Origin of the sequence: Streptomyces sp. NPDC057002 (assembly GCF_042673825.1) — a bacterium.
GTDB lineage: Bacteria > Actinomycetota > Actinomycetes > Streptomycetales > Streptomycetaceae > Streptomyces.
Map to the genome: position 1 here is coordinate 863,318 of NZ_JBHURZ010000004.1, position 12,276 is coordinate 875,593.

Genomic DNA, 12,276 nt, shown 5'->3' on the forward strand with positions numbered 1-12,276 from the left:
CAGCCATGTCTGAGACACCCATCGCCGAGGGCGGCGCCAGCTACGCAGCCGCGGGCGTCGACATCGAAGCGGGCGACCGCGCCGTAGAACTCATGAAGGAGTGGGTGAAGAAGGCCCAGCGCCCCGAGGTCCTCGGCGGCCTCGGCGGCTTCGCCGGCCTCTTCGACGCCTCCGCCTTGAAGAACTACGAGCGTCCCCTGCTGGCCTCCGCCACGGACGGGGTCGGCACCAAGGTCGACATCGCCCGCCAGCTCGGGATCTACGACACGATCGGCCACGACCTGGTCGCCATGGTCATGGACGACATCGTGGTCTGCGGCGCCGAGCCGCTGTTCATGACCGACTACATCTGTGTCGGCAAGGTCCACCCCGAGCGCGTCGCCGCCATCGTCAAGGGCATCGCCGAGGGCTGTGTGCTGGCCGGCTGCGCCCTGGTCGGCGGCGAGACCGCCGAGCACCCGGGCCTGCTCGGCGAGGACGACTTCGATGTCGCCGGCGCCGGTACGGGTGTCGTGGAGGCCGACCGGCTCCTGGGCGCGGATCGTATCCGTACGGGTGACGCGGTGATCGCCATGGCGGCCTCCGGTCTTCACTCGAACGGGTACTCCCTCGTCCGCCACGTCCTGCTGAACCAGGCGGGTCTCGCGCTGGACACCCACATCGACGAGCTCGGCCGCACCCTCGGCGAGGAGCTGCTGGAGCCGACGAAGATCTACTCGCTGGACTGCCTGGCCCTGATGCGCACCACCGAGGTGCACGCCTTCAGCCACATCACCGGCGGCGGACTCGCGGCGAACCTCGCCCGGGTGATCCCGGACGGCCTGCACGCGATCGTCGACCGCTCCACCTGGACCCCGGCCCCGATCTTCGACCTCGTCGGCCGGACGGGCCAGGTCGAGCGCCTGGAGCTGGAGAAGACCCTGAACATGGGCGTGGGCATGATCGCGATCGTGCCGCAGGAATCCACGGACGTGGCCCTGACGACCCTGGCCGACCGCGGCGTGGACGCCTGGGTGGCAGGAGAGATCACGGACCGGGGCGAGCACACCACCGGCGCCGCCCTGATCGGTGACTACGCGAGCTGAGGCACGGGGGTCATAACCCTGCGGGCAGCACAGAACCCGGTCGGTGACCGGAGTCACCGACCGGGTGAGTGCTCAGTGCAGGGTCAAGCGCCGCGACGGTGTTGTGAGGACTGGTCGTCCTCGTCCTCGTCGTCGTCCTCATAGAGGTCGGCGTACCGTGCGTACAGGTCCTCATCCTGATCATCGTCCTCGACCACCGGCTCGCCGTTAGGCGGCTGCGGATTCGAAGGCGATGCACCCAGCTCCTCGGCCAGGCGTGAGAGGTCAGTCCCACCGCTGTTGTACTTCAGCTGGCGGGCGACCTTCGTCTGCTTGGCCTTGGCCCGGCCGCGCCCCATGGCTCGACCCCCTCAACGACGGGGCTCGACGGCCCCAGAGTCTTGACACGCGTTCATGGTCCGGCACGGACTCTCCGCAGAGAGACCGTGTCCGTAGGGCTTCCACGGTACCTGAGCCCGCGCCCATACGGTACGTCGCCCGCATGACGTGCCCGCGCCCAGGACCCTCGAGGCGCCCCGTCCTCGCTGGTCAACCGCGATTTTAACCACTTATCGGCGGTCGACCCGCCGGTAGAAGTGAGAGTTCTCTCTAACTGCCCACCGACGGGTACCGGCCAAACGTACGAGACCCCTCCGGGTCAGTCCCGCATCCCCTCAGGTTCAGCGCGCCCGGCGGGCCATGGCCGCGTCGTGCATCCGCTGCTCGGCGATCCGGTCGGCCGCGGCGGCCGGCGGAATGCCGTCCTCCTTCGCACGTGCGAATATGGCCAGCGTCGTGTCGTAGATCTTCGCCGCCTGCGCCCTGCACCGCTCGAAGTCGAAGCCGTGCAGCTCGTCGGCCACCTGGATGACACCGCCGGCGTTCACCACGTAGTCCGGCGCGTAGAGGATCCCGCGGTCGGCGAGGTCCTTCTCCACACCCGGGTGGGCGAGCTGGTTGTTGGCGGCGCCGCAGACCACCTCGGCGGTCAGCACGGGCACGGTGTCGTCGTCCAGGGCGCCGCCCAGCGCGCAGGGGGCGTAGATGCCCAGCCCGTCGATCCGGATCAGCTCGTCGGTGTCCTTGACGGCGATCACGTCCCGGTGCCGCTCGGTGATCCGCCGCACGGCGTCCTCGCGCACGTCCGTGACGAAGACCTCGGCGCCCTCCTTCACCAGGTGCTCCACCAGGTGGTGGCCGACCTTGCCGACACCGGCGATACCGACCCGCTTCGCGCGCAGCGTCGGGTCGCCCCACAGGTGCTGGGCGGAGGCGCGCATGCCCTGGTAGACGCCGTAGGCGGTGAGGACGGAGGAGTCCCCGGCGCCGCCGTTCTCGGGGGAGCGGCCGGTCGTCCAGCGGCACTCGCGGGCCACGACGTCCATGTCGGCGACGTACGTACCGACATCGCAGGCGGTGACGTAGCGGCCGCCGAGGGAGGCCACGAAGCGGCCGTAGGCGAGGAGCAGCTCCTCGCTCTTGATCCGCTCCGGGTCGCCGATGATCACGGCCTTGCCGCCGCCGTGGTCGAGACCGGCCATGGCGTTCTTGTACGACATCCCGCGCGCGAGGTTCAGCGCGTCGGCGACGGCCTCCGCCTCGCTCGCGTACGGGTAGAAGCGCGTACCGCCGAGCGCGGGGCCCAGGGCGGTGGAGTGGATGGCGATGACGGCCTTGAGGCCGCTCGCGCGGTCCTGGCAGAGCACGACTTGCTCATGACCCCCCTGGTCCGAGTGGAACAGGGTGTGCAGTACATCAGCAGGCGCGCCGGCTACGTCGGTCACTGTGGTGACTCCTGAGTAAGTTGCGGCGGGTGGGGCTGGGCCCCCGTGTGGGTGGCGGGAGCTGTTGAGCATGAGATTAGAGCCTGGTGCGCCCATCGGAGGCACCGCGCACAGGATCCCCTCCGTGCGGAGTACAGCCGTGCGACGATTTGCATAGTCTTCCCGTGCGTTCGTGAGTGGGTCCCGCAGGTTTTCGCGACGGAGCGCGGGGGAGGGAGCAGGCGTGCCCAAGGTGTCCTCGGTGATCGTCCCCTACGCGACCTACCTGCGCGTGTACGAACCGCTGGCCGCCTTCCCCGAGCCGGAGCGCAGCCACTGGGCCCGCTACGCGCGTCGTACGGACCGTCCCTCGTACCAGGACGAACTCCGCCGCGCCCTGGCCGACTTGGCGCCCACCCCGCCGGTCCCGGTGCCGGTGCACGAGAGTGAGGACGCCTTCGTGCTCGATGTCGACGGCGTCGTCTGCGTCTGCCCCTGGCGCACCCGGCTGCGCGGCTGGCAGGCCCTGGACGAGCTCTCCGAGGAGCTCCCGCAGCCCGTCCTGGACGCGGTCCTGCCGCCCTTGCTGCGGGACCAGGCCACCCAGGACTACGAGCGCTGGCTGGCGATCAACCCGGACGCCCGGCCGTGGATCCGTACGGCGACCTGGCAGGTGCCGATCAACTGGTTCGTGCTGGTCTCCGACGAGGAGCGTGAGTACGACAAGGGGGCCTCGGTCGACAGCCCGCCCGTGCTGCGCTACCGCACGCCGATGGTCCAGGCCCGGCGGCGGGTGGCCCGGGGCCTCAGGGCCCTGAAGGAGGCCATGGACGAGGGGCCGCTGATCGACGGCCTGGTGGACGTCGGACGCTGGCTGGAGGAGTTCCACCCGCGTTCGCTCGTGGAGCTGGACTACGGCGGTCTGGTGCACGCCGTGCCGGCCGGGGCGCTGGAGGACGATCACTCCGCGGCGGACGTGGCCGAGGGGATCGCCGCGCTGCGCCGGGGCGACGGGACGGCCGCGGGAGCGGCGTACGGGCGGCTGGTGGAGCGGTGGCGTTCCGTGCGGGATCTGCGGTCGGCCAACTGACCTCTGACCTTGTGATCCCTACGGACGGCTCGCGGTCGGTCACGAACTGACGTTTGACGAACCGCCCGATTTGAGGTTTTGTCCTCGCACCGAGTTCCTGAAGCGGACTGTGCGTTTCCTGAGGCTTCGTCAACAAGGGACGTAGGGCCCGATCCGGGCGTACCTCCCAAGTTGGCCAAGCGTGACGGACTACACGTACGTGGCTCTTGCGCCCCTTGCCCCTCCTCATGCCAAAATAGGACAAGGAGTCCGGGGGGCTCCTTCCGTCCCGTAGTGCTGCACTATGGGCGGAATCTCAGCATTGCACGCTTTGGGGGGTCTCGTGACTCCTGATCGCCGCTGTGACTGATCGTCACAGCGGCGTGACTGTCCGCTATGGCATGGTCCATCGGCTTCCGTCGCTGATGAACACCTGGAGGGGCAATTCCATCGGTTTGGCCGACGAGGCTGGACGGATGGTGTAGTTGTAGTGCCGAGGACAAGCCGTTCGTCCTATAACCGACTCGACTCGCGTCCGCCATTTCGGGCAACGCGGGTCAAGGTGCAGAATTTAGAGGAAAGAACCGAGAAGGTTCGGTTCTCCCGAGGAGGCCGCTCATGACCGCTCGCACCCCTGATGCCGAGCCGCTGCTGACCCCGGCTGAGGTCGCCACCATGTTCCGTGTGGACCCGAAGACGGTCACGCGGTGGGCGAAGGCCGGCAAGCTCACGTCGATCCGCACGCTCGGCGGGCATCGGCGCTACCGCGAGGCTGAGGTCCGCGCTCTGCTCGCGGGCATTCCGCAGCAGCGCAGCGAGGCCTGAACAATTGAATACCGGACAAACCGGCTGGTCCCCCACTGGCCGAGGCGTCCGGAACCCTAGCTCCAAGCGACGCGGGTCCTGCCCCAACAGGCCCCACGCCCAAGCCAGTCAGAGCTTCGCAGGCATGTAACAGGGTGCGTCGTAGATCGCGTTGGACTCCGCCGGGTCCAGCGCGATCTTTTTTGTGCGCCGACACCCGGTCTGCCGGGCCTGCTGTGAGTGGCCTTGTCGGAGTCTGGGGAGGGGTGTCGGATCTCCTGTGTGCGACACCCCGGGGTGGGGTGCAATTGCACATATTAAATTGACCTGTTGTAGGTGGGGTGTAAGTACCGCACTTTCCAAAACTCATGCGGTGACACCCGTCACATACCGATCGGCTTGTTAGCTCTGGCGCGGGTGCGGTAGTGGAGCCTCCGGCTCCAGCACCCCATGCTCAGACGGGCGTTGGAGCCGGCCCGGAGCGGACTCCATCGCCAGCCGCAGCAGGCGGTGGCAGATCGGGCAGTGACGCGTGAGGTGCCGGTACGACGACGCGGCCGACAGGTGCGCGCGGAGCAGGGCCCGCGTCTCGTGCCTAGCCGATGCCGCCATACGCCACCTCCAGGAGGCCGCACTGGGAACGGCCCTGGTTTCTGGGTACCGAGCTAACGAGAGCCCGTCAAGACGGCGTGGGGGAGCTCTAGAGGCTCCTACGGAGGTCAGGGCACACAAAGAAGCCCGGATCCGAAGATCCGGGCTTCTTTCACTGCGGTCCTGACGGGATTTGAACCCGCGGCCTCCACCTTGACAGGGTGGCGAGCACTCCAAACTGCTCCACAGGACCAGGTTTCGCAGGGCCCGCGCGACGGAGTCGCATATTGGATTCCGTGTGCGTTGCGCTGCGAGAAGAGACTGTACAGGAGGGGTGGGGCCGTGCGCGAACTCACCCAACGCGCACGGGCGATTACGGGACTTCCGCGTCGATCGCCTTGACGATCCGCTTGTCGGAGACGGGGTACGCCGTGCCCAGCGCATGGGCGAAGTAGCTGACCCGGAGCTCCTCGATCATCCAGCGGATGTCCAGGACCGACGAGGGGACCGGCCGGCCCTGCGGCATCTGCTCCAGCAGCCAGGCGTACTCGTCCTGCATCTCGTGGACCTTCTGCATCCGCGTCGTGTCCCGCTGGACGTTCGCCGGCATCTGCTGCAGCCGCCGGTCCGCCGCCACCAGATAGCGCATCAGGTCCGGCTGGCGCCGCAGCCCCGCCTCCGTCACGAAGCCCGGCTTCACGAGGGCGTCCAGCTGCCCCCGCACGTCCTGGAGGTTCGGCAGCAGCGCAGGGCTGCGTACGCCCTTCAGACGGCGCTCACAGGCCTGCCAGGCGGCCAGGACCTGCTGCACCTGGCCCACGGTACGGACCGTCGTGTCGACGATCTCCGCGCGCACCTTGTCGTACAGCTTCCGGTACGACTCCTCGTCCCACGCCGGCCCGCCGAAGTCCCCGATCAGCTTGTCGGCCGCCGCCATCGCGCAGTCGTCGAACAGGCCCTGGATGGAGCCGTGCGGATTCGCGGACAGCGCCAGCTTCTGCGCGTTCGTCAGCTTCTCGGAGGCGAACTTCGCCGGGTTCACCGGGATGTTGCGGAGGATCAGGCGGCGCGTGCCCTTCCACATGGCCTGCGCCTGTTCCGCCTCCGTGTCGAAGAGGCGTACGGAGACCGTGTCGCCGTCGTCGACCAGCGCCGGGTACGCCTTCACCGGCTGGCCGGCCCGCTTGGTCTCGAAGACACGGGTGAGCGTGCCGATCGTCCAGTCGGTGAGGCCCTTGCGCTCCAGGGACTCGCCGCCCTGGCGTTCCGCGGTGGCCGCCGCGGCCTGGGAGAGGGCCTTGCGGGCCTTCGGCCGCAGCTGGAGCTTCAGCGCCTCCAGGTCCTTGTCCTCCGCGAGCTTGCGACGCCGCTCGTCGACGATCCGGAACGTGACCTTGAGGTGGTCGGGCACCTTGGACCAGTCGAAGTCTTCCGCCTCGAACGGGACGCCGACCATGCGCCGCAGTTCGCGGGTCATCGTCGTGGCGAGGGGCTCCTGGAGCGGTACCGCGCTGTCCAGGAACGCCTTCGCGTAGTTCGGCGCGGGGACGTAGTGGCGGCGGATCGGCTTGGGCAGGGACCGGATGAGCTCCATGACGACCTCTTCCCGCAGGCCCGGGATCTGCCAGTCGAAGCCCTCGTCCGTGACCTGGTTGAGGACCTGGAGCGGGATGTGGACGGTCACGCCGTCGGCGTCCGCGCCCGGCTCGAACTGGTACGTCACACGGAACTTGAGGTTCCCCTGGCGCCAGGAGTCCGGGTAGTCGGCCTTGCTGACCTCGCCCGCCTTCTCGTTGATGAGCATCTCGCGCTCGAAGTCGAGGAAGTCGGGCTGCTCGTGCCGCTTGCGCTTCCACCAGGAGTCGAAATGGGCGCCGGAGACGACGTGTTCGGGGATCTTCTGGTCGTAGAAGTCGAACAGCGTCTCGTCGTCGACCAGGATGTCCCTGCGCCGGGCGCGGTGCTCCAGCTCCTCCACCTCGGTGAGGAGGCGGCGGTTGTCCGAGAAGAACTTGTGGTGGGTGCGCCAGTCGCCCTCGACGAGCGCGTTCCGGATGAACAGGTCGCGGCTGACCTCCGGGTCGATCCGGCCGTAGTTGACCTTCCGCTGCGCCACGATCGGTACGCCGTACAGCGTGACCTTCTCGTACGCCATCACCGCTGCCTGGTCCTTCTCCCAGTGCGGTTCGCTGTATGTGCGCTTGAGGAGGTGGGCGGCGAGGGGTTCGACCCACTCGGGCTCGATCTTCGCGTTGACGCGGGCCCAGAGGCGGGACGTCTCGACGAGTTCGGCGGACATGACGAAGCGCGGGGGCTTCTTGAAGAGGGCCGAGCCCGGGAAGACCGCGAACTTGGCGTTGCGGGCGCCCAGGTATTCGTTCTTCCCCGTGCTTCTCCCGCCCTCGCCGCCGGTCTCCTTCACGTCCTTCATGCCGACGTGGGAGAGCAGGCCCGCGAGGAGGGAGACGTGGATGCGGTCGTCCGGGGCGTCGTCCTCGTTGAGGTGGATGCCCATCTGCTTCGCGACCGTGCGCAACTGGGAGTAGATGTCCTGCCATTCGCGGATGCGAAGGAAGTTGAGGTACTCCTGCTTGCACATCCGGCGGAAGGAGGACGAGCCCCGCTCCTTCTGCTGCTCGCGGACGTAGCGCCAGAGGTTGAGGAAGGCCAGGAAGTCGCTGGTCTCGTCCTTGAAACGGGCGTGCTGCTGGTCGGCCTGCGCCTGTTTGTCGGACGGGCGCTCGCGCGGATCCTGGATGGACAGCGCGGCCGCTATGACCATGACCTCGCGGACACAGCCGTTCCGGTCGGCCTCCAGCACCATCCGGGCCAGCCGCGGGTCGACCGGCAGCTGGGCGAGCTTGCGGCCGGTCTGCGTGAGCCGCTTGCGGAGGTCCTTCTGGGCCGGGTCGAAGGCGCCGAGCTCCTGGAGGAGCTGCACGCCGTCGCGGATATTGCGGTGGTCCGGCGGATCGATGAAGGGGAACTTCTCGATGTCGCCGAGGCCGGCCGCGGTCATCTGCAGGATGACGGAGGCGAGGTTCGTACGGAGGATCTCCGCGTCCGTGAACTCCGGGCGGGCGTTGAAGTCGTCCTCGCCGTAGAGGCGGATGCAGATGCCGTCGGACGTACGGCCGCAGCGGCCCTTGCGCTGGTTGGCGCTGGCCTGGGAGACCGGCTCGATGGGGAGGCGCTGGACCTTGGTGCGGTGGCTGTAGCGGGAGATCCGCGCGAAGCCCGGGTCGATGACGTACTTGATGCCCGGGACGGTGAGGGAGGTCTCGGCGACATTGGTCGCCAGAACGATCCTGCGTCCGGTGTGCGGCTGGAAGACCCGATGCTGCTCCGCGTGCGACAGCCGGGCGTAGAGGGGCAGGATCTCGGTGAATCTGTACTGCTTCTTCGTGAGCGCGTCGGCCGTGTCCCGGATCTCCCGCTCGCCGGAGAGGAAGACGAGGATGTCGCCCTTGCCCTCCTTCTGGAGCTCCTCCACGGCGTCGGTGATCGCGGTGATCTGGTCGCGGTCGGCGTCGTCGGAGTCCTCTTCGAGGAGCGGCCGGTAGCGCACCTCCACGGGGTACGTACGGCCGCTGACCTCGATGATCGGGGCGTCGCCGAAGTGCCGGGAGAAGCGCTCGGGGTCGATGGTGGCCGAGGTGATGACGACCTTGAGGTCGGGCCGCTTCGGCAGCAGCTGGGCGAGGTAGCCCAGCAGGAAGTCGATGTTGAGGGACCGCTCGTGGGCCTCGTCGATGATGATCGTGTCGTAGGCGCGCAGCTCGCGGTCGGTCTGGATCTCGGCGAGCAGGATGCCGTCCGTCATCAGCTTGACGAAGGTGGCCCCCGGGTCGACCTGGTCGGTGAAACGGACCTTCCAGCCGACGGCCTCGCCGAGCGGGGTGTTCAACTCCTCCGCCACGCGCTCGGCGACGGTCCGGGCGGCGATACGACGGGGCTGTGTGTGCCCGATCATGCCGCGGACGCCCCGCCCGAGCTCCATGCAGATCTTCGGGATCTGCGTGGTCTTCCCGGAACCGGTCTCACCGGCGACGATCACGACCTGGTGGTCGCGGATGGCGTCGGCGATCACGTCCTTCTTCTGGCTGACCGGCAGCTGCTCGGGGTACGTGACCTCGGGCACACGGGTGCGCCGCCCGGCCATTCGCTCCTCGGCCTTGCCGACCTCCGCCTCGATCTCGGCGAGCACGGCGGCCTGGGCCTCCGGCTTACGGATCTTGCGCGCGCCTTCGAGCCTGCGGCCGAGCCGGTGCGCGTCGCGCAGGGACAGCTCGGTCAGGCGGGTGGCGAGGGCGCCGAGGGCGGGGGCGGGGTGCGTAGACATACGGGATCCAGGATCTCATCCCCGGGAAATCCGTGGCGAACGGTTTTGTCCCACGGCTCGCTCCCCGCGGCACGGAGTGAGGTTTGACCGTTTCTCGTTCGGGCGGCGATTGCATGGAGGTGAGGCCGTACGGCAGTCGCTCACGATTGGAGGGCCTCCCGTCCCATGTCCGAAGCCACCGAAGTCCTGATCGTGGGTGCCGGTCCCACCGGTCTGATGCTCGCCGGAGACCTTGCCGCGGCGGGCGTCTCCGTCACCGTGCTCGAGCGCCGCACCGAGAGGTCGCAGCTGACCCGGGCCTTCGCGGTCCATGCCCGGACGCTCGAACTGCTGGACGCCCGGGGCATCGCCGACGAACTCGTCGCCGGCGGTGTCCGGATCGGCAAGCTCCAGATGATCGGGGATGCCCAGCTGGATCTGAGGCGGCTGCCGACCAGATTCCCGTACATGCTGCTGACCCCTCAGTACGCGACCGAGGCGGTGCTGGCGAAGCGGGCCGAGGCGCTCGGTGCCGAGGTGGTGCCCGGCGCGGAGGTCACCGGGGTCGAGCAGGACGCCGACGGTGTGAGCGTCACCGTGCGCCGGTCCGACGGCACACCGCGGACACGGCGTGCCCGCTATCTGGTCGGCGCGGACGGGATGAGCAGTGTCGTGCGGCGGGCGCTGGGGTTTCCGTTCCCCGGCCGGGCCGCCCTGCGCTCGGTGATGCTCGCCGACGTCCGGCTGGCCGTGCCGCAGGACATGCCGGTGGCGAACGCGGTCCGGGAGGGGATCGCCTTCGTCTCCCCGCTGGGCGACGGCTGGCACCGGGTCGTCGCCTGGGACCGCGCCAAGCAAATGCCGGTCGAGGCCCCTCTCGATCTGGAGGATGTGCGGACGATCACCCGCAAGGCACTCGGGACCGACTTCGGCATGCACGACCCGCGCTGGCTCTCCCGCTTCCAGACCGACGAACGCCAGGTGCCGCGGTACCGGCTCGGACGGGTGCTGCTCGCGGGCGACGCCGCGCATGTGCACTCTCCGGCCGGCGGCCAGGGCATGAACACCGGCCTGCAGGACGCCGCCAACCTCGCCTGGCGGCTGGCGGCGGTGGTACGCGGGTGGGCGCCGGAGGGGCTGCTCGACGGGTACCAGACCGAGCGGCACCCGATCGGGCGGGAAGTGATCCGGGACAGCGGCAGGATGATGCGGCTGGCGCTGATCCACTCACCCGTGCTGAGCACCGCCATGAACCTGCTCTCGCGCGCCGCCGCCGCCGTCCCACCGGTGGCCGACCGTCTGGCCGCCAAGGCGACGGGTCTCGCCATCTCCTACCCGGCACCCTCCGGCACCCACCCCCGCACCGGCCACCGCGCTCCCGACCTGGACCTCGCCCCGAGCACTGGCACCGGCTCCGGCTCCCCGACGCGGTTGTACGAGGCACTGCGCGCCTGCCGTTTCGTGCTCGTCAGCCGGTTCCCCGAGGTGACGGGCTGGGAGGGACGGACGATCACCGTCGCCCCGGCCGCCGGCTCGAAGGCCCCGGCGGTGCTGCTGGTCCGCCCGGACGGCTACATCGCATGGGCCGCGGACGACCACGACCACGACGCACTGCTGACTGCCCTGACCACCTGGGTCGGCCCCCGGCAGGACGTGCCATCGACATGAACCACCACATGACTGAGCCCCTCTCCCGTGCTGCCGGAGAGGGGCTCGCGCCCTGAACGGGCGGCTCGGTCAGTACCAGGCCGTGCAGATGGTCTTGTGACCGCTGGTGTCACCACAGGCCCGCACCTTGTGCGGCGAGCCGTCGTACAGCAGGTTGTTCTGCGGCGTCTGCGTCGACCTCGAGGGGCTGGTCGTGTACTGGCGCGCGGTCCAGTTCTTTCCGCCGTTGATCGAGTCGTCCAGCCACACGCGCGCCTTGGAGGCGTTGGCGCTGCCGGAGATGATCCCCTTGGCGTAGTCGTGCCCGTCCGGGCACCGCCAGATCTGGAGGATGACCGTGTCCCCGCTGCCCGAGGCCGTCCTCTGCTTCGAGTACTTGCAATCCCACGTGGCGTAGGCGTTCGCCGTACCGCTGGTGGCCACCACGCCGCCGACGGCCACCGCGAGAGCGATGGCGATTCTGCCGACTGTCTTCTTCATCCCGTGCCCCGTTTCCTCTTCACGCATCGCAGCGTGAACCCCTCGGGTCGAGTGAGGGGTTGTGCCCGATCCTAGCCTTCAAGATCATCCGGCAATTCCTCGCACGGACCGGGGTGCGGGCTGGCACAGCCGACACGAAAACGGCCTCACCGATGATCATCGGTGAGGCCGTATGCCCTGATAGGGCTGCGGTGGCTGGGGCCGGGGTCGAACCGGCGACCTTCCGCTTTTCAGGCGGACGCTCGTACCAACTGAGCTACCCAGCCACGAGGTTTCACGTGAAACCTCAGCGGTCCTGACGGGATTTGAACCCGCGGCCTCCACCTTGACAGGGTGGCGAGCACTCCAAACTGCTCCACAGGACCAAGCGTGTCGTACGACAGTGTCGCACAGGGTGGTGCGTGCCCCCAACGGGATTCGAACCCGTGCTACCGCCTTGAAAGGGCGGCGTCCTAGGCCGCTAGACGATGAGGGCTATCGGCCCGCCTGCGCGCTTCTCAGCGCGTCGGGGACGTG

9 protein-coding genes and 4 tRNA genes are annotated in these 12,276 nt (G+C 68.8%); 4 read left to right on the top strand and 9 right to left on the bottom strand.

All coding sequences use genetic code 11. The features are described 5' to 3' along the window. Window positions 1-5 precede the first annotated feature (5 nt). Window positions 6-1,085 carry a phosphoribosylformylglycinamidine cyclo-ligase gene (gene purM / locus ACFT32_RS23970; protein ID WP_382492595.1) on the top strand — a complete coding sequence of 360 codons (1,080 nt, stop codon included), beginning with the start codon at window positions 6-8 and terminating at the stop codon, window positions 1,083-1,085. An 83-nt stretch (window positions 1,086-1,168) separates the two neighbouring features. Here the strand turns inward: purM and ACFT32_RS23975 are convergent, their stop codons facing one another. Both ACFT32_RS23975 and ACFT32_RS23980 read right to left on the bottom strand, forming a co-directional pair. Then, on the bottom strand, window positions 1,169-1,423 hold the full coding sequence (locus ACFT32_RS23975; protein ID WP_193483495.1) for a DUF3073 domain-containing protein: 255 nt from the start codon (window positions 1,421-1,423) through the stop codon (window positions 1,169-1,171). Window positions 1,424-1,744: 321 nt separating this feature from the next. Beyond that, window positions 1,745-2,848, bottom strand: coding sequence for a Leu/Phe/Val dehydrogenase (locus ACFT32_RS23980; RefSeq protein ID WP_382492598.1), 1,104 nt, complete (start codon window positions 2,846-2,848; stop codon window positions 1,745-1,747). 223 nt (window positions 2,849-3,071) lie between these two features. Between ACFT32_RS23980 and ACFT32_RS23985 the strand changes: the two genes are divergently transcribed. Together ACFT32_RS23985 and bldC are read left to right on the top strand one after the other, a co-directional pair. Further along, window positions 3,072-3,917: a hypothetical protein gene (locus ACFT32_RS23985; RefSeq protein WP_382492601.1), complete on the top strand. Its 846-nt coding sequence runs from the start codon at window positions 3,072-3,074 to the stop codon at window positions 3,915-3,917. Window positions 3,918-4,514: 597 nt separating this feature from the next. Next, complete coding sequence (gene bldC, locus ACFT32_RS23990) at window positions 4,515-4,721, top strand: developmental transcriptional regulator BldC (RefSeq protein ID WP_003949541.1); 207 nt, start codon at window positions 4,515-4,517, stop codon at window positions 4,719-4,721. A 381-nt stretch (window positions 4,722-5,102) separates the two neighbouring features. On the opposite strand, the gene ACFT32_RS23995 is transcribed toward bldC, so the two are convergent. The 3 genes from ACFT32_RS23995 to hrpA all read right to left on the bottom strand — a co-directional run bounded on the left by ACFT32_RS23995 (window position 5,103) and on the right by hrpA (window position 9,633). Next, complete coding sequence (locus ACFT32_RS23995) at window positions 5,103-5,312, bottom strand: DUF6274 family protein (protein ID WP_382492604.1); 210 nt, start codon at window positions 5,310-5,312, stop codon at window positions 5,103-5,105. 157 nt (window positions 5,313-5,469) lie between these two features. Next, a tRNA-Asp gene (locus tag ACFT32_RS24000) sits at window positions 5,470-5,544 on the bottom strand. 120 nt (window positions 5,545-5,664) lie between these two features. Further along, window positions 5,665-9,633 (bottom strand): ATP-dependent RNA helicase HrpA, encoded by a 3,969-nt coding sequence (gene hrpA / locus ACFT32_RS24005; protein ID WP_382492607.1) that lies wholly within the window; start codon window positions 9,631-9,633, stop codon window positions 5,665-5,667. Between the two features lie 165 nt (window positions 9,634-9,798). Here hrpA and ACFT32_RS24010 point away from each other — a divergent pair, with 165 nt between their 5' ends. After that, a complete protein-coding gene (locus ACFT32_RS24010) occupies window positions 9,799-11,280 on the top strand; it encodes an FAD-dependent monooxygenase (RefSeq protein ID WP_382492610.1) in 1,482 nt (493 codons plus the stop codon). 69 nt (window positions 11,281-11,349) lie between these two features. On the opposite strand, the gene ACFT32_RS24015 is transcribed toward ACFT32_RS24010, so the two are convergent. The 4 genes from ACFT32_RS24015 to ACFT32_RS24030 form a co-directional block, all read right to left on the bottom strand. Continuing rightward, entirely contained in the window at window positions 11,350-11,760 is a 411-nt protein-coding gene (locus tag ACFT32_RS24015; protein ID WP_382492613.1) for a hypothetical protein, read from the bottom strand. Window positions 11,761-11,952: 192 nt separating this feature from the next. Continuing rightward, a tRNA-Phe gene (locus ACFT32_RS24020) sits at window positions 11,953-12,026 on the bottom strand. A gap of 24 nt (window positions 12,027-12,050) precedes the next feature. Next, window positions 12,051-12,125, bottom strand: a tRNA-Asp gene (locus ACFT32_RS24025). A 37-nt stretch (window positions 12,126-12,162) separates the two neighbouring features. Continuing rightward, a tRNA-Glu gene (locus ACFT32_RS24030) sits at window positions 12,163-12,235 on the bottom strand. Window positions 12,236-12,276 lie beyond the last annotated feature (41 nt).